Origin of the sequence: Micromonospora hortensis (genome assembly GCF_022230935.1) — a bacterium.
Classification (GTDB): Bacteria; Actinomycetota; Actinomycetes; order Mycobacteriales; family Micromonosporaceae; genus Micromonospora; species Micromonospora hortensis.
The window spans coordinates 158,219-179,038 of the sequence record NZ_JAKKFE010000017.1 but is presented as its reverse complement, the minus strand read 5'-3'; the positions used below and the strand labels follow the sequence as shown (position 1 = coordinate 179,038).

Here is a 20,820-nt window from a genome sequence, read left to right as displayed (position 1 = left end):
GCGTTCACATCGAGGTCCGAGTGGTGATCGCGTCGTCGTAACCGGATGCCTGGAGGTGGAACAACTCGGCATAGCGCCCTCCCGATGCCATCAGCTCGTCGTGGCTGCCCTGTTCGAGGATGCGGCCGGCGGCCAGCACGGCGATGCTGTCCGCCTCGCGGACGGTGTTGAGCCGGTGCGAGATGAGCAGGCTGGTGTGTGTGCGGCGCAGCGACATCAGCCGCTGGTTGATCTCGTGCTCGGTCGCCACGTCGAGACCTGACGACGGTTCGTCGAGGATCAACACGTCCGCGCCCTCCCTGAGCAGGGCTCTGGCCAGCGCCAGCCGCTGCCACTGCCCCCCGGACAGCACAACCCCCACCCCGGGCAGATCCCCGTCGCTGAAGGTTCGCGTCAGCATGGTGTCGTACCCGTTCGGAAGCGCAACCAGGGTGGCGTCCATGTCCGCCGTGGCGGCTGCTGCCCGTACGCGGGCCCGGTCGTCCAGCGCGCTGATGTCGCCGACAGCGATGTTGTCGTGGGCGGAGAACTCGTAGGTCATGAAGTCCTGGAATGTCGCCCCGAGACGGGCGCGGAGCGAAGCCGGGTCGATGGTGGTGATGTCGACGCCATCCCACCGGATGACGCCCTTGTTCGGGACGTGGAAGCCGCAGAGGAGCTTGACCACTGTCGACTTCCCGGCGCCGTTGTCGCCCACCAGGGCGAGGGACGAGCCGCAGGGGATCCGCAACGTGAGACCGCGCAGGACCCAGTCGTGCTCGGGGGCGTACCGGAACCAGACGTCGTCGAACTCCAGACCTCGCGTCAGTGGCGGCAGGGCGGGCAGCGGAACGGCACGTCGGGCCTCGCGGATCACCGCGGTGATGTCGACGTAGTGGCCGAACACGATCAACGTCTCGCCGAGCATCGCGATCTGTCGGACCAGGCTCGACGCGGACATCTGCAACGCGGTCAGTGCCGCGATCACGAGCACGAGGTCGCCGACGGTGCCGTGTCCGTCGACCACCCGTGCGACGAAGACGGCCAGAGCGACCAGCGAGACGATGCCGGTCAGCGTCGCGAGGGCGCTGTCGACCCACAGGGCCAGTCGGTCCTGGTGACGTTCCTGTCCCTGTGCCGCGCGCAACTCGCGCAGCAGGCGGCCCTGGAAGAACTGGCCGAGCCCGAACAGCCGGATCTCCTTCGCGGCGCGCATGTCCAGCAGCAGTGCCGCGTAGAACGTCTGCCGGCGGAACATCGGTACGGTGCGTTCCATCATCGCCCCGCGCATCCGCGCCAACCGGATCTGGGCCACGAGAGTGGGCAGCACCGCCAGCATGACCAACGCGCTCACCAGGGGAGACCAGCGCACCAGCGTCACGCCGAAGGCGACGATGGTGATCATCTCCTGCCCGATGCCCAGGACCATGCTGTTGAGCTGGGTCGGCGCGAAGCGACTCGCCTCGTGGGCGAGCCGGAGCCGATCATGAAACTTGCTGTCCTCCAACTCGGTCAGCCGAGGGTGCGCCGACACCGCTGTGAACAGTTCCTGCTGCGTGCGTATCGTCACCCGGCGTTCCGCGTCCCGCTGTACGTACTGCGAGACGTGCAGGATGACTGGTGACACGATGGCCAGCGTGCCGAAACCGACGACACCGAGCCAGATCGTCGACGTGGCGTCGGCGGAGAGACCGTCGATGAGGGCTCGGGTGAACCAGGCGGTGGCTACCGCTGTCAGACCACCCACCACCATGATCACGACGCTCACCGCCGCCGCCCAGGGTGCGGCGCCGAAGTAGATCCCGAACGCGCGACGCATCAACGCTGCCGACCGCCTCATCGGCTGCCCAATACCTCGCTCAGGTCATGCCCGCGTGCCGCCAGTCGTCCGTCCGCGCCGAAGAGCACAAACGATGGAGTGCCCTGCACCTGGAAGGCGGCCATCACCGCGCTCGGGCTGTCGTCAATGACGAGGAGGCCGGCCTTCCGCAGCGTCGGGCCAAGCTCGTCGGTCATGCCCTCACCCACAGTGAGGAAGCTGACCACCCGTACGCCTGTGCCGCCGAACTCCTCGGCCCGGTCGGCCAGTTTCTCCGCCTGGGTGGGGCAGTGTCGGCATCCGGCGGAGAAGAACCCGATGAGGGTCGGGCTGCCCACGAGGTCGGCGCTGGAGACCTGGCCGTCCGGTGACACGAACTCCGGCATGGTGGCGCCGACCGGCAGCCCCGAGGCGGGCGGCGAGTTCATCTCGATGAGTTTCGCCTCCGTCTCGCGTAGCCGCCTGATCACTGCGGCGCTCAGCGCGAGATCGACGAGGACGAGCGCCGCGAGTATGCCGACGGCGGTGGACAGAAATAGCACTGTGGGGCTCCTTGGATCGGGGCGTCGAAGCGCAGCGCACGAGAAGTGCGCGATCGATTGGAGAGATTCAGCGCGCGTGAGACGCTCCACGAAGGAGCCAGGTGAGGTCGTCAAGCCTGACCAGCGTCGTGACGATGAATCCCGCTAGGGAAAGAGCCAATATGAGGTGCGGCGGCTCTAGACTTCTGAGCGATATGGCGGGCAGGGTGATCGCGCCAAGAAGGGCGCCGGCGGCCGTGCTGGCGAGGAAAGCACTGCGAGCGACGTGCCGCCACGCAACGGGCGTGTCCGTCGGGCCGAAACAGTGGCACCCCGCCGTGGACCCTTGTCGGACGGCCCGCGCGAGCACGACGGTGAACGCGCCGAAGAGCAGCACGGCCGCGGCCAGGCCGATGACCGTGCCCTTGGGCCACAGGACAAGCGCCAGTACGGCTGCCTCGGCCGCGATCGATGCCACCGCCACCGGGCGGGACCAGGGCACGGGGGCGACCCGCAGTTGGGCAATGGCGTCGGCGAACGCGTGAAAACTCATTCGACTACGCACTTTTCCGATGACAGATATCGCAAGAACGCCGGCCAGCGTCAAAATGGACGCGACAACAGCGACACCCACACAGTCCCCCATTCCCCGTGGTGCCCATGTGCCGAGGTGCGAGTCGCACAGACCTCAAGAACCCCGGCTGGGAAACCCGAGATTATCGGCGTGCTTCGATGCTGTCAACGGGTTGATTTGCCGACGGAAAGATGAGAGTAATACCCCTCGAAGGGGGTCTTATGACCGACGAGTCACAATTCCTGCTCACCGTCCTGGGTGGGCTTGCCGCGCTCGCGGCACCCGTCGTCGGCGTTGCCCTGGCGCGCCAGCGACTGATGATAGTCGATGTGATGGGTGACAGCATGGCCCCCACTCTGGCTCACGGCGACCGCCTCGTGGTGCGCCGAACGCGCCGACTCCGAGCCGGCGGCATCGTCGTCGCGCGCCATCAGGAGGGTGGTCCCCGGGATGTCGTCGCGGGCTCTCCCGCGTCCGGCTGGCTGGTCAAACGCCTCGTGGCGCTGCCGGGCGACGCCGTCCCGGACGTGGTCGCCCCGGCCGTCGGCGCCGGGGTGCGGCAGGTGCCGGCCGGCATGGCGGTGCTGCTCGGCGAGCATCCGGACAGCGTCGACTCGCGTCGGTGGGGATTCGTGCCGCTGAAAGACATCGAGGGCGTTTTGGTCAAGCGGCTGGGGTCCACCGGCCAGTAGGGCAAACAGGTATTGCCCAGTCATTGGCGTGCATCTATAGTTGCGCGGATCACAACAATCATGGCCGTGGTGACGCGGCCGGGTCGTCGAAGCGCTTCGACGATTCGTCGTTCAGGCCCGTCAGCCGGGTGTCGAGCCTGGTCACGCCGGCCTCGGCGCCCGACTGGGCGTCTGTCGTACGACATGAGGAGAACCGCATGCGGAACTGGCGCCTTCGGCGCGGAATCACCGCGCTCGCGCTCGCCCTGCTAGCCCTACCGGCCGTTCCCGGCACCGCGCTCGCCGAACCCACCTATCCGTTCCGAGATCCCCACCTGCCCGTGAACGTCCGGGTCGACGACCTGCTCGGCCGGCTCACCCAGGACGAGAAGATCTCCTGGCTGCACCAGTACCAGCCGGCCATTCCCCGGCTGGGCATCGGCCTGTTCAAGACCGGGACCGAGGCGCTGCACGGGGTGGCCTGGTCGACCGACATCGACAACAACGGCGCGGTGGTCAAGGCTCGCGGCACCGTCTTCCCACAGCCGGTGGGCATGGCGAGCACCTGGAACACCGACCTGATCCGGCAGGTCGGTTCGGCCGTCGGCGACGAGGCGCGCGGCTACCACGCGCAGAACCCCCGGGTCTGGGGGCTCAACCTGTGGGCGCCGGTGGTCAACCTGCTGCGCGACCCCCGGTGGGGCCGCAACGAGGAGGGCTACTCCGAGGACCCGCTGCTCACTGCCGAGATCTCCACCGCGTACGGCTCGGGAATGACCGGCGGTGACCCCAACCACCTGAAGAGCGCGCCGACCCTCAAGCACTACCTGGCCTACAACAACGAGGTCCGACGCGACGTGACCTCCTCGAACGTCCCGCCTCGGGTGCTCAACGAGTACGACCGTGCCGCCTTCAAGCCGGCCATCGCCGCCGACGCGGCGACCGGGATGATGGCCGCGTACAACCTGGTCAACGGCCGTCCGGCAACGGTGGACCCGGACCTGGCCACAGTGGTACGCGACTGGACCGACCAGCCGCTGATGAACGTCACCGACGCCTGGGCGCCGAACAACCTCGTCGCCTCGCAGGGGTACTACCCGACCCAGGCCGAGGGGAACGCCGCGATCATCAAGGCCGGCCTCAACAGCTTCATCACCGACGACACCAACGCGCAGCCCACCATCACCGCCATCAAGCAGGCCCTCGCGACCGGCCTGCTCACCGAGTCGGACATCGACGCCCGGATCCGCGAGATCCTGAACGTCCGGTTCCGGTTGGGTGAGTTCGACCCGGGCGGCGGCCGGTACGGCGGCATCACCCCGGATGTCATCAACAGCCCCGAACACCAGCGACTGGCCCGGCAGGCCGCCGGCGAGGCGATGGTGCTGCTGAAGAACGAGCGGCAGGCGCTACCGCTGAACCCGGCCCGGACCCGCAAGGTGGCGGTGCTCGGCCCGCTGGCCGACACCCTCTACTCGGACTGGTACGGCGGCGACCTGCCGTACGAGGTGACGGCGCTCGACGGCATCCGCGAGCGGCTGGGCAGCTCGGCCAGCGTGAGCGGGCTCGACGGGGCGGACCGGATCGCCCTGAAGGACGTGTCGACCGGCCGGTACGTCTCGGCCACCGGCACCACCGACGCCGACCGCGTCCTCGGAACCGGCGCCACCCCGGCGCTCGTCGCCCAGTTCGACGTCGTCGACTGGGGGCAGGACGTGGTGACGCTGCGCAACGCCGCCAACGGCCGCTACCTCGGCTACAACTGGGGGCCGTTCCTCACCCGGGACGAACAGCCGAACGGCTGGTACGTCCAGCAGCAGTTCAAGCTGGAGCCGCAGGCCGACGGCACCGTGGTGCTGCGCTACGTCGGCTACGAGACCAAGGAGAGCTGGTTCGGCGCCGACACGTACGTGACGATCGGCGACGACGGCGCCCTCAAGCTCGGCGCCTCGACCCCGGCCGCCGCTACCCACTTCAGTCGCGAGCTGATCAGCAACGGGATCCACCGGGCCGTGGCGGCGGCCAAGGCGGCCGACACCGCAGTGCTGGTGGTCGGCAGCAACCCGTTCATCAACGGCCGCGAGGCACACGACCGGACCTCAACGGCGCTGAGCGCCGGCCAGGAGGCGCTGGTCAAGGCAGTGGCCAGGGCCAACCCGCGGACCGTTCTCGTGCTCCAGACCAGCTACCCGGTCACCATCCGATGGGAGCAGGAGCACGTACCGGCCATCGTCTGGACCACCCACGCGGGCGCGGAGACCGGTCACGCCGTCGCCGACGTCCTCTTCGGCGACCGCAACCCGTCCGGCCGGCTCACCCAGACCTGGTACCGCTCGGACTCGCAACTACCGCCGGACCTGCTGGAGTACGACATCATCTCGTCCGGGCAGACCTACCTGTACAGCCGCGCGAAGCCGCTCTACCCGTTCGGCCACGGGCTGTCGTACACCCGGTTCCGGTACGGCCAGCTGCGTGCCGGTGCCCAGTCGGTGGAGGCCGACGGCACCATCACGGCCAGTGTCGACGTGACGAACGTCGGCAGCCGGACCGGGACCGAGGTCGTTCAGCTCTACACCCACCAGCGCACCTCACGGGACACCACCCCGATCCGCCAGCTCAAGGCGTTCCAACAGGTGAAACTCGCACCCGGGCAGACCCGTACGGTGACCCTGCGCCTGCCCGCCGCCGACCTGGCGCACTGGGACGTCACCCGCAGCAAGTGGGTGGTCGAGTCGTCGGTCCACGACCTGATGGTCGGGGCGTCCGTCGAGGACATCCGGGCCCGCGCCGCGGTCCGGGTCCGCGGTGAGACCATTCCGGCCCGCGACCTGTCCCGGCCCACCAGGGCGGAGAACTTCGACAGGTACGCGGGCGCCCGGCTCGTCGACGAGACGAAACCCAGCGGTACGGCGGTCGGTGCCACCGCCGCCGGTCAGTGGATCTCCTTCGACGGTTCCGCGCTGGGAGCCGACGCGCGCACCTTCACCGCGAAGGTCGCCAAGGCCGGAGCGGGCGTCGGCACGATCCAGATCCGGTTGGGGTCGCCCACCGGCCGGCTGCTCGGCACGGCCACAGTGCCCAGCACCGGTGACGACTACCGGTACGTCAGCACCAGCACCGAGTTGGCTCGGGCCGTCGGCACTCACGACGTGTACCTGGTGTTCGACTCCCCGCTGCGGCTGGCGGAATTCTCCATCAGGTGACCGAAGCCCCGGGCCGGGTCGAATGTCGACCCGGCCCGGGACGTTGGTCGGTCAGCTCGCCGCGCAGGTCAGCGTCGGTGTGCTGGGTGCGCCGGTGGAGGAGCCGAGGAACCCGAACGCGGTGCTCGCGCCGACGCCGAGTGCCCCGTTGTAGGCGACGTTGCGGGCGGTGACCGTCGAGCCCTGGCTCGTGACTGTCGCGTTCCAGGCCTGGGCGACGCTCTGGCCACCGGTGAAGGTCCACGTCACGGTCCAGTTGCTGATCGCCGAGGTTCCGGCGGTGACCCGTACCTCGCCTTGGAAGCCGCCGGTCCACTGGCTGGTCACCGTGTACGTCGCGGTGCAGCCGGCCGCCGGCGGTGGTGTGGTGGGCGGTGGGGTGGTCGGCGGTGGCGTGGTGGGCGGTGGCGTGGTGACGGACCCACCCCAGCCGGCGGTGGAGTCCAGCCAGGCGGCGCGTCGCAGCATCCAGTCCCGCATGACCTGGACCTGCCCCTGCCAGGTGGGCGAGGTCGGGGTGCGGAAGAAGCTGACCGTCGGCGCGGTCAGGTTGGGCCAGCGTTGGAAGTTGCGCTGAGCGGCGTTGGTCAGCGGGGCCGCGAGAGCATTGACCCGGGTCTGGAGCGCGGCGTCGGAGAGCAGGCCCCGTCGCAGCGTCTGCCAGCGCGATCGGGCCTGGTTGACGAACGCGGGGTCGCGCAGCAACTGGGCGAACCAGTCGTTGGCCGACGGTTGCCGGGTCTGCTGGTGCTGCCAGCCCGACACCTGGTCGTTGGCGAAGAATCCACCGACGCCGAAGCTGAGGTCGAAGTCCCACAGCGGACCCGCGAAGATCTTGCTGTCTCGGTCCTTGTAGAAGTGTGAGCTGCGGACGTAGGCGTCCATCTCCCGGCTCAACTCGTTGACGATCATGAGGTTGATGAACGAGTCCACGTCGATGTACTTGCGGTAGCCCGTGGTCGGGTCGGCGAAGTTCGACGAGTGCAACACGTCGTTGAACTCCTGGAGGTGACCGCGCAGCCAGTCCCGTTGCTGCGGTTGCAGGGGCGACGGGTCGGCGACTTCGAGGTAGTTCCAGCAGGTGGCCGCCGGCCCGGTGCACGGCAACGTCGGCTCCTCGGCGGCCATCCACTCGAATTTCCAGATGTACCCGCCCTGGATCTTCGGCAGTGTCACGTCGTCGGCGTCCAACTGCTTCAGGTCGAGGCGGTCCTTGGAGTTCTTGATCGTCTCCATCAGCATGTAGACGCCCATGTAGTCGCTGGCACCCACCGGTGCGGCGTCCGTGTTGAGGTAGAACTCGGCGAACGCGTAGCGCGGGGCGGGCAGCCCCATCTCGCGCCCGAGGTCGTAGACGAGCGCCTCACGGATCAGCGCCTTGTCGGGGAACGGGCCGCGCAACACCCAGTCCGAGTCGGCGGGCATGCCCAGCACCGGGTGGTCGGCGTCGTCGTCCTCGTTGTCCCAGAACTCGACGCGGAACGGCGTCTTCTCGAACGTCGCCGACGAGTTGCCGCGTAGCCGGAATCCCGCGCGGGTGCTGAGTGTCGGGGCGGCCGCCAACGATGTGGTGCCGCCGCCCGTCGGTTCGAAGATCATTGTGGTGGCGTCGAAGTACTCACGGTCGGGCCGGCCGGCGCCGTACGAGTCGATCAGCACTACCGGCAGGTCGTGGGCGGTGGTGACGTTCTGGGCGGCGTACATGGCGGTGCCGGGCGCACCGGTCGGTGTCTGGCCGACGAACGCCTGAGCCCGCAACTGGGTGGTGCGGGTGAAGCGCAGCGCCGAGCCCGAATAGAGCGACGACTGGGCGGTCGGCGGCTGCCCGTTGGTGGTGTAGCGGATCTGGGCGCCGCTGACGGTGCTGCTCAGCGTCACCGCCACCTCCCCCTGGAAGGTGCCGCTGGGCACCGAGAAGGTGATGTCGCCGACCAGGTCGTCTGCCACGGCCGGTGCGGCGGCGGCATCGGCGGCCGGGGCGCCGGCGAGCAGTTCGGTGACCGGTTGAGCGGCCTGGACAGGGGAGACGGGTTCGGCGCCGGCCGGTGGCGAGGACACCACGAGGAGGCCTGCGACGAACACGGCGGTGGCGGCGATCCCGGCGGCACGAAGGGCCGCCACCGGAAGACCGGTGTTGCGGGTGGTCATGCGCACGATGCCTCCTGTTCTGATCGGGTCGGAACTGTCAACTCCAGGAGCGCCGAGGACGGGTCGGCGCGGAAATGGCGGCGTAAGGTCCGTCGCCACGGCACGTCTGGAAGGTCCACGCGCAGGGCCGCGAGACCGGTGGCGTACTTCGAGATGCGTACGGGCCGGGTCCCGCGTTGCCACAGCGCGCGGTCGACCAGAGAGGGGGCCGAGCTGGTCTTGGTCTCGACCACGGCGATGCCGGGCAGTCGCAGTGTGCGGTCACCGTCCTGCCAGGTGAGCCCGGTGTCGATGGTGACCCGGCTCGCGGTCGCGGGGAGCAGCAGAGTGGAGCGACGGTAGCTGGTGACCAGCATCGGCTCCAGCGGGCTGCCGGTGAGATTGGACAGAATCGACTCCCGGTCAAGCACCTCGTCGACGAACCCGCGCCCGGACCGGACGGTGCGGCGGTCCTCGGCCAGATACGGCAGTCGGTGCTTGGTGACCCGTCCGCGTGCTCCGCTGATCTTCACTTCGAGCCAGCACTGGGCGGAGTCGAGGTAGGTCCGGGTCCGTACCTTGAAGCGCCTGCGCCGCCGGTACGCGGCGCAGTGGTAGCTGGCCAGGCAGGGCGTGTCGAAGTACACCGACTCGTACCGGAAGCTGCGCTCACCATCGATGTCCAGCACCCTGGCGTACGGGCTGAGCTGGTCCAGCAGGTGCGGCAATTCGCCTACCGTCAGGACGTACTTGCGGTCCACCCTGCACTGCAGCGCTGCCCTGTCGATCACCTCGGCCAGTGCGATCGGCGTCAGCGTCGCCAGCGGTGGCGCGCTCATCGGAGCGCCCCGGCCCGTACCGACTTGCTGGTGCCGGCCGCCGCGCTGCGCCGGGCGACCGAGTACCGGACGTCGACCACAGTGGTCTCGTTGACCATGTCGAGCCGCTGGACGATGGCGTTGTGCACCCGGGCGTTGAGCAGCTGCTCCAGCTGGGCGACGAGTGCGACGTGATCGGTGACGGCGGAGTCGAGCACCATGATCTGGTGCCGGTAGTGCCGAAGCAGCCGTCGGTGATCGCCGACGAACATCACCGCGACGATGAGTGCCATCAGGCCTCCGCTGAGCCAGACCGAGGTGGTGCTGAGTGCGCCGAGAATGCCCAGTGCGAGAGCGGAGAAGTAGTACGCGACCTCGTGCTGGTCGAGCTCCGTCGACCGGAGTCGGATGATGGAGAGCACTCCGAACAGCGCCAGCCCCAGCCCGAGCCCGGCACCGACGTCGCTGGCGCTCAGCGCGCTCGCCACCGCGAGGACGCCGACGTTGACCCCCAGATAGGCGACGACCAGGTCGCGTCGGCGGTGCCGGGGGAAGTAGAGCCCGAAGACGAGCAGCGCCACCGCGCAGATGTCGATCGCGAACAGGACGAGCTGCGACATCGCTGGGGTTCCTCCTGGTTCACGCCGGAGCGGACCGACGCCAGACCGCCGTCGCTGCGTGGCGACCTGCGGAAGGTGGCCGGACCTCCGGGCTACTTTTCGGTAAACTTTCGGTATTTCGTTGGTGACTGTAAGCAGAACATCAATGCAAGTCAATGTGTGATCCGCGTGCGCTTGCAGGTCCCCGGGCCGGCTGGCGAGGGTGTGGTGCGTCTGACGTGGGCACGCCCGGGACGCCACCCCGGATCGCGCGGTCGCCGAAACTTTCGGAGCCTTTCGGGTCGCGCGGCCTCTTTATTGATCGAGTCCTGGGAGTGGGTTGATCGTCGGTCCGGCCGGGGGTCGCTGAGCCCTCTCGCGACCGCTCGGGTGGGCGGGGGCCTAGTACCTGCGGGCGCCTATGGAGCTGATGCCGTAAACGAATCAGGCAAGGGGTCGGTGGTGTGCCCGGCGTCGGGTCCGGTTGGCCTTCCCCGGGCCCGGTCAAGACGAACCGTGCGGGCGAACCGCCTGGCGGCAATGTCGTGGGGATCGCGTGGGGGCCGTGTCGCTGGAGCGGTTCGAGGGGTCGGCTGTCGGTGATGTCGTAGGCGATTCAGCTCCAAAGGAGGACCGGACCAACGGCGTCCCCTGGGGGGCTGTGGTTGCTCGCGACGTTCAGCGCCCTGCGCTGCGGGGCGCAGGCCGAGGCCGCCGTCCAGTTGTCGATCGCCGAGGTGCGCGCGAGTGGTCGCGGGCCTCCACGACGAGCCTCGCGTCGTCCCTGCGGATTCGTCGGACGACGTAGGCAGGGGTGTATGGCCGGCGTGGTTGATCTGCCCGATCCGACGGCATTTCTGCATAGACGCCCTCCAATTGCCGGTTGCATTGGTCAGACGTGTGACCTACGCTCCCAGTAAGAATTTCGGGGCGGTTAACAAAGAGTGCGGTCGGGGCGACGGAAGTCCCCGCCGGCCCTTAGTGGCGTCGCTGTTCCGTACTCGTCGCTCGATACGCACTTTGGGCACCACATCGACGACCAGTGAGAGGAACAGACGTGAAGTCAGCCATATCCACCGCTCGAATGTCAGTGTTGGCGGTGGCGGCGCTTGTCGCCGCCACACTGCCGGCAGTGCTGACAAACCAACTACCGGCCTCGGCCGCAGTCCAGGCGACCTACTATGTCGCCCCGGACGGTAACGACGCCAATCCGGGGACCATTCAATCGCCGTTCAAGACGGTTGAACGCGCGCGGGACGTGGTTCGCACCATCAATTCAACGATGAGCGGCGACATCAACGTGTATCTCCGCGGCGGGAGATATCCGGTCACCAGCACCGTCGAGTTCGGCGCCAGCGACTCCGGAAACAACGGGTTCCGGGTCGCCTACGCCGCCTATCCCGGCGAGACGCCGGTCCTCGACGGCGGCGTCCCGGTGACCGGGTGGAGCCAGCACAGCGGCAACATCTGGAAGGCGCCGCTCGATCGCGCCAACAAGCTGCGGGCGCTCTACGTCAATGACAAGCGCGCGTTCATGGCGTCGAAGACGATCAGCTCGGCGGGCTGCTACGGGACGTACAACATCACTGCCAACCAGGCCGCGTGGGCCTGGGAGTCAGGTTCGCAGTGCGACGGCGCGAAATACAGCCTGAACGATTTCCCTGCCGTCGCCCGCAACCAGGACGACATCGAGATCGAGACCGGAACGACCTGGACCACGGCCATCGTGGGCGTCCGCCAGGTGACCACGAGTTCCGACGGCGCCAACCGGGTGGCCCTCTTCCAGCAACCCGGTGCGGCCATCGCCCAGGGTTCGTTCAACGGCAACGCCCAGGTCGGTGGCACGCACAAGCTCATGAACGCCTACGAGTTCCTGGACGCCCCCGGCGAGTTCTTCTTCGACAAGGGCAGCCGGACGCTCTACTACTACAAGGCCAGCGCCGAGAACATGTCGACAGCGACGGTCTACGCGCCGAACAACGTCTCCACAGTGCTGCGGGTCGCCGGCACCTCGACGAGCAGCCACGCGCGCAACATCACGTTCTCCGGCCTGACGGTGCAGCACTCCGACTGGAACCTGGTCAACGTCGCAGGCTCGGTCCTCAAGCAGGCGCAGCAGGGCAATCTGAGCGCGAACGTGTACGCCAAGGGCAACTTCCACGTCTACCACTACCGCAACGTCGACGTGGTTCCCGGCATCGTCCAGGTGCAGAACGCCGACGGGATCCTCCTGCAACGCAACCGGGTCCAACACACCGGTGCCGACGGGATCAGCATGGTCAACGACGTGCAGGGCACACAGTTGATCGGCAACCACACCAACGACATTGCCGGGTCCGCGATCCTCGTGGGCCATCCGCAGCACGTCTACATCGGGGACGGCACGTCGACCAACCGCGAGAAGTACTCCGCGTCGGTCGAGGGACTACCGAAGAACATCGACATCAAGAACAACTACCTCTACGACAGCGCGGTCCTGTTCAACGGGCACAGCCCCATCTCCGCGTACTTCGTCGACACCCTCACCATCCAGCGCAACCGGATCGAGAAGACCCCATGGTCGGGCATCACGCTCGGCTGGGGCTGGTGGAACTTCGACGGATCGTCGGGCTCGATCGTGCCGAACCGGCCGACGACCACGGCGAGAAACAACACCATCAGCTACAACCACATCATCGACACCGTGCAGCGTCTCAGCGACACGGGCCCCATCTACACGCTCGGAAGCCAGCCCGGGACCACCATCACCAACAACTATCTGCAGGGTGTGCCGTCGGGCCACAAGTACGGACTGCACCCGGATGAGGGATCAGCCTTCATCACGTTCCGCGACAACGTCCTGAGTATCGACAAGAACGTCACCTGGATGATCAACTCGGACGATTTCGGGCGGAAGCACGATCTGAGCATCACGCAGATCTACGGCCCGATCAACAAGGTCTCGAACAAGAATCTGCCGAACAGCACGGTCGCCGACATCCTCGTCTCCTCCGACTATGTCTGGCCCGCTGCGGCGTACGGCATCGCCGCGAATTCCGGCCTTGAGGACGCGTACCGGGACATCGTCCCGGCGAGCACCTTCTCCGCGCCGAACTACGTGCTGCCCGCCAGCACCTTCGTCACCAGTGCCACGGCGTCGATCCCGATCCGCAGCACCGGCGACGCCACCAAGTCGGTCTGGCTGGCGCCGTCCGGCACGACAACCTTCACCGCCGGGGCGACGATGACCAGGGCCGCCGGCAACGCCACGTCCATCGCCGTGCCGGCCACCCAGGGCGAGTACCGGCTGTACGTCGTCGACGCTCAGGGCAACCGGTCGGCGGAGTCGACCTTCATCGTCCGGCAGCAGCAGGGCGGTGGCAGCGGTACGGGGAGCGGGCAACTCGTGGGTGGCCAGTCCGGCCGCTGTGTCGAGGTGCCGAACTCCTCGACCACCAACGGCACCCAGACCCAACTCTGGGACTGCTCCACGGGCGCCAACCAGCGGTGGGCCCAGACCGCCAGCAAGCAACTGACCGTGTACGGCAACAAGTGCCTGGACGCCTCCGGGGCGGGCACTGCCAACGGCACCGCGGTCATCATCTGGGACTGCCACGGTGGGCTCAACCAGCAGTGGAACGTCAACAGCAACGGCACCGTGACGAACGCCCAGTCGGGGCTCTGCCTCGACGCCAACGGTGCCGCCACCGCCAACGGCACGAAGCTCATCCTCTGGTCCTGCAACGGCGGCACGAACCAGCGGTGGACGCTGCGTAGCTGACCGACCCGACCCCGGGGCCAGGCCGACACGGGCCTGGCCCCGGCTATTTCTGGTAGCCGTAGTTGTCGCAGGTCCGGCGTCCCTGGACACAGTTCTTCGTGCGCTTGTTCATGGTGTCGACGTCCCACATCACGAACGCGTCGCCGTGCATCGACGAGGCGCTCTTGCCCTCCTTGTCCGAGGACAGGTAGTAGCCGGCCGGGGTGCCCTTGGCCGGGTACTGGATGTCGAAGGTGATCGCCGGGATCCGGACCGGGTGACTGGTCGGGCAGGAGTTGCCGCTGCCGTACGCCACATGGTCCTTGTGGTTGGGGCTGTCCAGGTGCTTGCCGTCCCAGCAGTCGGGGAACTGCATCATGAAGTGCAGCGTCGCGTCGCCCCCGCAGATGGGCCAGTTGCCGTTGGTGCTGCGGGCGATGCCGTCGAGGTCACCGGGGCCGTAGAAGGCGCAGTAGAACTGGCCGGTCGCGCCGCGCGGGGTCGGCTTCTTCTTCTTGGCGTCGCCGGAGATCATGCGCAGGCCGTTGGGCATCGGCATCTGGCCTGTCGAGTTCTTGGCGAGCGAGCGGTAGTAGACCCGGAACCCGGTGGTCTCGACCGGCTTTCCCGTCGCGTTGTCGTAGAGCGTGGGCACCCAGTAGGCGGAGTGGTCCTGGACGGGCTTGCAGGAGGTGGCAGTGAACTTCGTCAGGTCGCCGGCGACGGTGTTCGCGTCGACGGCCTTGTTGCCGACGAACGAGTGCATGTGTGACGCGCCCGGTAGGCCGGGCGCGACGATCGGGTCGTCCGGTAGCCGGTGGCTGTACTGGCAGTCCGCCCGGAACTCCGGGAGGTTGCCCACTCCGGACGGGACGGGGTCGACCTTCAACGCCCGGTACGCGTCGGCCTGCGCCTTCCAGGTCGCCCGGTCGACCGGAATCCAGCCGGTTGCCGGGACCTTCGGCGCGGCAGCGGTCGACGGTGCCGCGCCGGTCGACGGGGTCGTGGAGGCCGACGGCGTCGCGGAGGTCGACACCGCCACGCCGGGCGACGCCGGCTGCCCGGCCGGTGGTGACGGGTATTCGAGGGCGTTGGCCGCGTTCGACGGCTTGGGCTGCGCCGCGCCGTTGCCCAGGTACACGCCCCCGGCCGCGATGACGAGTACGGCCGCCGCGCCGACGGCCACGCCGAGCCTGTTGCGGCCGAGCCAGCCAGGAACGCGATGACGGGGCGGCTGCGGGCTTTCGTAGGACACGGGGTCTCTCCCAACGAGTGGACGCCAGGATGACCCGAACGGCCACGGCCGCCGAATGGTAGGCGCTTGCGGCTCGCGCTCGGAAGGTCTTTAAACCTTCCTTAAAGTACGCGGCCTGGCCGCGTACGTGGGCACTGTCCGCCGGATCCGACGGACGGTGCCCACGCCCGATCTCGGGTCGGCGACGTCGCTAGGGGGCGGCGTGCGGCGTGGTGTCGGCCGGCTCGGCGGCCTCGTCGTCCTTCGAGGGCTCCTCCTCGTCCGCCACCTTGACGCGCGCGGGCTCGGTCCAGGAGAACTCGATCTCGACGGACACCTCCGTCTCGCTCTCTCGCTCGATCTCCAGCTCGCACCGCACCGTGTCCGCGACCGTCACCGCACCCGCCGCGCCGTAGAAGAGCCGCCCGTCAGACTCCAGCTGGTTCGCCAGTTGGCGCAGCCAGGCGGCCAGGTCGGAGCGTGACACCGTACGGGAGTCCTCATAGATATCCATGCCGGCCATGCTCGCACTCCACAAAGGACGACGTGTGCAGGGCTTCGGCCTCGACTCGAGGTGTCGGCATGATATGGATCTTGCCGGTGGCGGTGGTCGGGGAAATGTCGGCTTCGGAGGTGCTGCCGGACGGCGTGCGGGTAATGCTGGACGATGACATCAACCTGGAAGCCCCACGAGAAGCACGGTGGCCTGTCGGACAAGGACAAGCGCGAGCTGCCGGAGACCGTCTTCGCGTTCCCCGGCAAACGCAAGGAACCGATGACCGATGCCAGCCACGTCCGCAATGCCGTCGCCCGGTTCGATCAGGTGCAGGGCGTCACCGACAAGGACCGGGACCTGGCCTTTCAGAACATCCTCGCCGCCGCCAAGCACTACGGTGTCGACGTCGCCGAGACGAACTGGCGCCAGCTCGGCAAACTCCCGCACACGCCGAACCCCGCCCACTGACGGGGATCCGCACGATTCGGCTCGCTGGCCGGATAGGTCCGTATCCGCTGGGTAAGCGGCGCGGATGCCCGCCAAGCAGGATCCGGCAGCCGACAACGACCCGCCCCCGCACGGGGTGTCCCGGGTCGGCCGAACCTGGGCCGGTCTGCGCGAGCGGGTGCGGCACGGGCTGGGCTCCCGCGCCTGGCGGTTCCGCCTCTACGGGCTGCTCGCCGTGCAGGCCGGCGTCGCGGCGACGATAGCCTGGTTCGTGGGGGCCCAGTTCCTGGACAATCCCGCCCCGGTGCTCGCGCCCACCACAGCGGTCGGCATCGTGGCCGCCTCGATGGGCACACGCCTGCGGCGCACCATCGAGCTGCTGGTCGGGGTCGTTCTCGGGCTCGCCGTCGGTGACGCGGTCATGCCGCTGTTCGGCATCGGGCCCTGGCAGACCGGCCTGGTCGTCGTACTGGCGATCATCGTCGCCATCCTGCTCAAGGGCGGTGGCTCCCTGCTCACCCAGGCCGGTGGCACAGCGGTGCTCATCGCCACACTGGAACCGCCAGTGCGTGACCTGTCCGTTCCTCGCTTCGTCGATGCCGCGGTCGGCGGCCTGGTCGGCTTGGCGGTCGGTCTGTTGGTGGTGCCCATCCACCCGCAACGGACGGTGCAGCGGCTGGCCGAACCGGTCCTCGACCCGGCTATCGACGCCCTGCACAACCTCGGCGCGGCGCTGCGCCGTCGGGACCTTGACGGCACCGAGCAGAGTCTGACCGGCCTGCGGATCCTCGGGTCGCGGGTGACCGCGCTGGACGAGGGGCTCGGGGCTGCCCAGGAGGTGGTGCGACTGGCGCCACTACGGTGGCACCAACGTAGGTTGCTGGCCCGCTCCACCCAGGCCATCCGACATCTCGAGCGCAGCCTCTACGGCTGTCGGGCCGTCGCGCGAAGACTCACCAAGGCTCTCCGGGAGGATGAGCCGATACCGGAGGAGTTCGCGGCAGCCATCGAGCTGCTGGCCACCAGCATGCATACGCTGAGACGCACCACCACTCCCGAGCGGGCGGATCCGCAAAAGGCGCGCCAGCAGATCCTGACCGCTCTCGAGCTGGTCGGAGAGGCGCAGGGGCCAGCCGCCCCGGATCCCACCCGTCCCCACTCCCACCGGTTGGGCTACTCGGGAATGATCGCCGCGGGTGAATTCCGCATGGCCGCCCAGGACCTGCTCATCGCCAGTGGGTTGGACACCGACGAGGCGGCAGCGTTGGTGCGGCGGACGTCGGGTCGGGACGAGTGGGACTGAACGGCCCGGGCACCCGTCAGGTCGCCTTCAGCGAGGCGAGGACGTCGAGGTAGTGCGGGTTCTTCATGACCCCCAGCACGTTGCCGAACGGGTCGACCACCGCCGCGGTGATGAACCCCTCGTCCCCGTGCGGGGTGATCGGCTGGTACTCCGTGGCACCCAACGCCAGCAGCCGCTCGACTGTCGCGTCGAGGTCGTCGACGCACCAGTGCATGACCACCCCGCCGGGCCCGGTCGCCGGGCCGGCCGGTGCGTACCTGCTGTCGATGATGCCCAGCTCGGCCTGGTAGTCCCCGATGCGGAACTCGGTGTAGGCCGGGCGTCCGTCGGGGCCGGGGCGCATGAAGTACGCCTCGATGCCGAGGAAGTCCGCGTACCAGGCGGTGGCCGCTTCCACGTCGTCCGCCCAGATGTTCAGGGTGGCGAATCCTCGCAGGCTCATCAGGTGTCCTCTCGTCGATGTCGTTGATGTCGACGCTATCGACGATTGCGGAAGGTTTGCTTCCGCAATAGCCGGTGGTCTTGACCGTGTCGAGCCGCGGGCCGCATCTTTCGCCGGTGCCCGGGTAGTCGCCGCCATTGCCAGTACTCATGGCGGGGGATGGCGTGGACAGCTACCCGGCAGTCGAGGACCACGGTCTGATCGGTGATCTACAGACCGCGGCACTGATCAGCACGGACGGTACGGTCGACTGGTTCTGCGCGCCCCGCTTCGACTCGCCGAGCGTCTTCGGCGCGCTGCTGGACCGCCGCAACGGCGGCCACTTCCAACTCTCGCCCGAGAATGTCGACTACACGAGCAAGCAGCTCTACCTGCCCGGTACGCCGATCCTGATCACCCGCTTCCACAGCGCCGACGGTGTCGGCGAGCTGTTGGACTTCATGCCGGTCACCGGTGCGGAGGCCACCGATCGGCATCGGTTGATCCGGCTGGTGCGGATGGTTCGGGGGAGCATGCGTTTCCGCTTCCACTGCCACCCACGGTTCAACTACGGGCGAGACTCGTACGAGCTGGAGGTGCACCCCGAGGGCGACGTCTTCCGGAGCCCGACGATGGACCTCACCCTGGCCGCCTTCAAGAACTCGCTCCACGAGTTCGACGCGAGGGACATCAAACGGGACACCGACGGCGTGTCCGCGTCGTTCACCCTGCACGCCGGCGACATCGGCGGGGTGGTCCTGGAGACTGCCTGTCCGCACGCGCCCCGAGCACTCAGCACCGACGAGGCGTGCGATCTGCTTGCCGAGACCCGCGACTACTGGCGGCGGTGGGTGAGCGGTTCCCGCTACAAGGGCCGTTGGAGGGAGGTGGTCGAGCGGTCGGCGATGACCCTCAAGCTGATGACGTACGCACCCACCGGCGCCCTGGTCGCCGCGCCCACCGCGGGGCTGCCCGAGCAGATCGGCGGGCAGCGGAACTGGGACTACCGCTACACCTGGATCCGGGACGCGTCCTTCTCCGTGCACGCGCTGCTGCGCCTGGGCTTCACCGAAGAGGCCGAAAAGTACCTCCTCTGGCTCGACGCCCGCATCCGTGAGGCACGGGACGGCAACCTTCCCCTGCAGATCATGTACCGCATCGACGGCTCACCGGACCTCCCCGAAGAGGTGCTGGGTCACCTGGAGGGATACCGCGGCTCCGCGCCGGTGCGGATCGGCAACGGCGCCGCGGGCCAACTCCAACTCGACATCTACGGCGAGGCGCTCGTCTCGTTGGAACTCGCGGACCGCAACGGGCTGATCGCGCCGTACGAGGGTTGGCGCAAGACGGCCGGGCTGATGGACTGGCTCTGTGCGCACTGGGACCAGCCCGAGGACGGCATCTGGGAGACCCGTTCCGGTCGGCAGGACTTCACCTACGGTCGGGTGTTGTCCTGGGTCGCGCTGGACCGGGCCATCCGCATCGCGCGACGCCGGGGCCGACCCGGTGACATCGCCCGCTGGTCCGCCGAACGTGACGCCATCTACGAGCAGGTGATGACTCGTGGGTTCAACCAGGAACGTCGCGCGTTCGTGCAGCACTACGGGTCCGACATCCTGGACGCGTCGCTGCTGGCGATGCCGGGGCTGAACTTCATCTCGCCGACCGACCCGATGTGGGAGTCGACGCTGCGGGCGATGGACACCGGCCTGGTCTCCGACAGCCTGGTCTACCGCTACGACCCGAAGGCCTCGCCGGACGGTCTCGCCGGCACCGAGGGCACCTTCAACATGTGCACCTTCTGGTACGTGCAGGCGCTCGCCCTGGCCGGCCGGATCGACGACGCCCGGTTGACCTTCGAGAAGATGCTCACCTACAGCAACCCGCTCGGCCTCTACTCCGAGGAGATCGCGCCGACCGGTGAGCAGATCGGCAACTTCCCGCAGGCGTTCAGCCACCTCTCGCTGATCAGCACGGCGGCCCACCTCGACGACCTGCTCGACCAGCAGGGTTGACCGGTCCGGTCAGAACAGCGTCAGCGGCTCGACGGGGATCGGCTCGGGCAACGCGTCGAGCCCGGGTACGCGTGCTCGTACCTCGTTGTGGAACCGGCGGGCGAGCGCCGGCGCGTCGGCGTTGTCCGGGGTGTGGATGAACATGGTCGGCGAGCGCCCCTCGCGGAGCCAGGTGACTGTCACGTCGACCCAGCGCTGCCACCCCTCGGCAGTGCGCGTCGAGTCGTCACGACCGAGGTAGCGGACGATCGGCCGGTCGGTCAGCGCGAGGGACCGGAGCGGCACGCGGGGCTTCTTGGTCCAGGCGTCCCGCTCCGCGTCACTGGTCGGCGGGCTCGCGAAGAAGGCTGTCGTGTCGAAGGGGATCCACTCGGCGCGGGCGGCCGCGAGGGTCGCCCCGAGCAGTCGGGCCGCGCGGGCGTCGGTGAAGAACGCGGGATGGCGGACCTCCACCGCGTACCGGTGGGACCGCGGGAGCTGTTCCAGGAAACGGCTCAGGGTTGGGACGTCGGCGGGCGCGAACGAGCCGGGCAGTTGGATCCAGAGGGCGTGGGCGCGCGGGCCGAGCGGTTCGATGGCGTCCAGAAAGACGCGCAGCGGTTCGTCGACGGTGGTGAGCCGGCGTTCGTGCGTGATGACTTTGGGAAATTTGAGGACGAACCGGAAGTTGGGACCCGTCTGGGCTGCCCACGAGGCCACGGTGTCCCGGGCCGGGGTCGCGTAGAACGTGGTGTTGCCCTCCACGGCGTCGCACCAGCTGGCGTAGTGCCGCAGGCGCTCGGCGGGCGGCAGCCGCTGGCCCGGCCACGACCGGTGACTCCACATCGCGCACCCCACGTGCAGACGCATGACCG

At 68.4% G+C, this 20,820-nt stretch carries 16 protein-coding genes; 6 read left to right on the top strand and 10 right to left on the bottom strand.

Features of this window, described 5'->3' with window-relative positions:
• Positions 1 to 4 precede the first annotated feature (4 nt).
• The 3 genes from NIE111_RS13575 to NIE111_RS13565 form a co-directional block, all read right to left on the bottom strand.
• Complete coding sequence (locus NIE111_RS13575; RefSeq protein WP_238684733.1) at positions 5 to 1,819, bottom strand: ABC transporter ATP-binding protein; 1,815 nt, start codon at positions 1,817 to 1,819, stop codon at positions 5 to 7.
• Complete coding sequence (locus NIE111_RS13570) at positions 1,816 to 2,340, bottom strand: TlpA disulfide reductase family protein (protein WP_238684732.1); 525 nt, start codon at positions 2,338 to 2,340, stop codon at positions 1,816 to 1,818. The genes NIE111_RS13575 and NIE111_RS13570 overlap by 4 nt, the downstream gene beginning before the upstream one ends.
• 67 nt (positions 2,341 to 2,407) lie before the next feature.
• Complete coding sequence (locus NIE111_RS13565) at positions 2,408 to 2,953, bottom strand: MauE/DoxX family redox-associated membrane protein (protein ID WP_238684731.1); 546 nt, start codon at positions 2,951 to 2,953, stop codon at positions 2,408 to 2,410.
• Positions 2,954 to 3,114: 161 nt separating this feature from the next.
• Here NIE111_RS13565 and NIE111_RS13560 point away from each other — a divergent pair, with 161 nt between their 5' ends.
• Positions 3,115 to 3,585 carry a S26 family signal peptidase gene (locus NIE111_RS13560; RefSeq protein ID WP_274531048.1) on the top strand — a complete coding sequence of 157 codons (471 nt, stop codon included), beginning with the start codon at positions 3,115 to 3,117 and terminating at the stop codon, positions 3,583 to 3,585.
• Positions 3,586 to 3,782: 197 nt separating this feature from the next.
• On the top strand, positions 3,783 to 6,767 hold the full coding sequence (locus NIE111_RS13555; RefSeq protein ID WP_238684730.1) for a glycoside hydrolase family 3 protein: 2,985 nt from the start codon (positions 3,783 to 3,785) through the stop codon (positions 6,765 to 6,767).
• Positions 6,768 to 6,818: 51 nt separating this feature from the next.
• Here NIE111_RS13555 and NIE111_RS13545 read toward each other — a convergent pair whose 3' ends face one another.
• The 3 genes from NIE111_RS13545 to NIE111_RS13535 are packed head-to-tail and all read right to left on the bottom strand — an operon-like array spanning position 6,819 to position 10,332.
• The gene (locus NIE111_RS13545) at positions 6,819 to 8,915 is read right to left on the bottom strand and encodes a CotH kinase family protein (protein WP_372488323.1); all 2,097 of its coding nucleotides are present in this window, start codon (positions 8,913 to 8,915) and stop codon (positions 6,819 to 6,821) included.
• Positions 8,912 to 9,733, bottom strand: a complete 822-nt coding sequence (locus NIE111_RS13540; protein WP_238684729.1) for a polyphosphate polymerase domain-containing protein — start codon at positions 9,731 to 9,733, stop codon at positions 8,912 to 8,914. Before NIE111_RS13540 ends, NIE111_RS13545 begins: the two co-directional genes overlap by 4 nt.
• Positions 9,730 to 10,332, bottom strand: a complete 603-nt coding sequence (locus NIE111_RS13535; protein WP_091393400.1) for a DUF4956 domain-containing protein — start codon at positions 10,330 to 10,332, stop codon at positions 9,730 to 9,732. Before NIE111_RS13535 ends, NIE111_RS13540 begins: the two co-directional genes overlap by 4 nt.
• 1,063 nt (positions 10,333 to 11,395) lie before the next feature.
• Between NIE111_RS13535 and NIE111_RS13530 the strand changes: the two genes are divergently transcribed.
• The gene (locus tag NIE111_RS13530) at positions 11,396 to 14,071 is read left to right on the top strand and encodes an RICIN domain-containing protein (RefSeq protein ID WP_238684728.1); all 2,676 of its coding nucleotides are present in this window, start codon (positions 11,396 to 11,398) and stop codon (positions 14,069 to 14,071) included.
• 43 nt (positions 14,072 to 14,114) lie between these two features.
• Here the strand turns inward: NIE111_RS13530 and NIE111_RS13525 are convergent, their stop codons facing one another.
• On the bottom strand, positions 14,115 to 15,305 hold the full coding sequence (locus NIE111_RS13525; RefSeq protein ID WP_238684727.1) for a DUF1996 domain-containing protein: 1,191 nt from the start codon (positions 15,303 to 15,305) through the stop codon (positions 14,115 to 14,117).
• Between the two features lie 190 nt (positions 15,306 to 15,495).
• Positions 15,496 to 15,798 (bottom strand): amphi-Trp domain-containing protein, encoded by a 303-nt coding sequence (locus NIE111_RS13520; protein ID WP_238684726.1) that lies wholly within the window; start codon positions 15,796 to 15,798, stop codon positions 15,496 to 15,498.
• A gap of 153 nt (positions 15,799 to 15,951) precedes the next feature.
• Between NIE111_RS13520 and NIE111_RS13515 the strand changes: the two genes are divergently transcribed.
• Both NIE111_RS13515 and NIE111_RS13510 read left to right on the top strand, forming a co-directional pair.
• Positions 15,952 to 16,248 (top strand): DUF6582 domain-containing protein, encoded by a 297-nt coding sequence (locus NIE111_RS13515; protein ID WP_210781038.1) that lies wholly within the window; start codon positions 15,952 to 15,954, stop codon positions 16,246 to 16,248.
• 64 nt (positions 16,249 to 16,312) lie between these two features.
• Positions 16,313 to 17,530, top strand: a complete 1,218-nt coding sequence (locus tag NIE111_RS13510) for an FUSC family protein (protein ID WP_238684725.1) — start codon at positions 16,313 to 16,315, stop codon at positions 17,528 to 17,530.
• Positions 17,531 to 17,546: 16 nt separating this feature from the next.
• Here the strand turns inward: NIE111_RS13510 and NIE111_RS13505 are convergent, their stop codons facing one another.
• The gene (locus NIE111_RS13505) at positions 17,547 to 17,972 is read right to left on the bottom strand and encodes a VOC family protein (protein ID WP_238684724.1); all 426 of its coding nucleotides are present in this window, start codon (positions 17,970 to 17,972) and stop codon (positions 17,547 to 17,549) included.
• 164 nt (positions 17,973 to 18,136) lie between these two features.
• Here NIE111_RS13505 and NIE111_RS13500 point away from each other — a divergent pair, with 164 nt between their 5' ends.
• A complete protein-coding gene (locus NIE111_RS13500; RefSeq protein ID WP_238684723.1) occupies positions 18,137 to 19,966 on the top strand; it encodes a glycoside hydrolase family 15 protein in 1,830 nt (609 codons plus the stop codon).
• Positions 19,967 to 19,975: 9 nt separating this feature from the next.
• Here NIE111_RS13500 and NIE111_RS13495 read toward each other — a convergent pair whose 3' ends face one another.
• Entirely contained in the window at positions 19,976 to 20,815 is an 840-nt protein-coding gene (locus NIE111_RS13495; RefSeq protein WP_504858877.1) for a DUF72 domain-containing protein, read from the bottom strand.
• Positions 20,816 to 20,820 lie beyond the last annotated feature (5 nt).

Coding starts and splice junctions, on each gene's coding strand:
- NIE111_RS13575 (WP_238684733.1), bottom strand. CDS start 1,819: ATGAGGCGGTCGGCAGCGTTGATGCGTCGCGCGTTCGGGATCTACTTC.
- NIE111_RS13560 (WP_274531048.1), top strand. CDS start 3,115: ATGACCGACGAGTCACAATTCCTGCTCACCGTCCTGGGTGGGCTTGCC.
- NIE111_RS13555 (WP_238684730.1), top strand. CDS start 3,783: ATGCGGAACTGGCGCCTTCGGCGCGGAATCACCGCGCTCGCGCTCGCC.
- NIE111_RS13545 (WP_372488323.1), bottom strand. CDS start 8,915: ATGACCACCCGCAACACCGGTCTTCCGGTGGCGGCCCTTCGTGCCGCC.
- NIE111_RS13540 (WP_238684729.1), bottom strand. CDS start 9,733: ATGAGCGCGCCACCGCTGGCGACGCTGACGCCGATCGCACTGGCCGAG.
- NIE111_RS13535 (WP_091393400.1), bottom strand. CDS start 10,332: ATGTCGCAGCTCGTCCTGTTCGCGATCGACATCTGCGCGGTGGCGCTG.
- NIE111_RS13530 (WP_238684728.1), top strand. CDS start 11,396: ATGTCAGTGTTGGCGGTGGCGGCGCTTGTCGCCGCCACACTGCCGGCA.
- NIE111_RS13520 (WP_238684726.1), bottom strand. CDS start 15,798: ATGGATATCTATGAGGACTCCCGTACGGTGTCACGCTCCGACCTGGCC.
- NIE111_RS13515 (WP_210781038.1), top strand. CDS start 15,952: ATGACATCAACCTGGAAGCCCCACGAGAAGCACGGTGGCCTGTCGGAC.
- NIE111_RS13510 (WP_238684725.1), top strand. CDS start 16,313: ATGCCCGCCAAGCAGGATCCGGCAGCCGACAACGACCCGCCCCCGCAC.
- NIE111_RS13505 (WP_238684724.1), bottom strand. CDS start 17,972: ATGAGCCTGCGAGGATTCGCCACCCTGAACATCTGGGCGGACGACGTG.
- NIE111_RS13495 (WP_504858877.1), bottom strand. CDS start 20,815: ATGCGTCTGCACGTGGGGTGCGCGATGTGGAGTCACCGGTCGTGGCCG.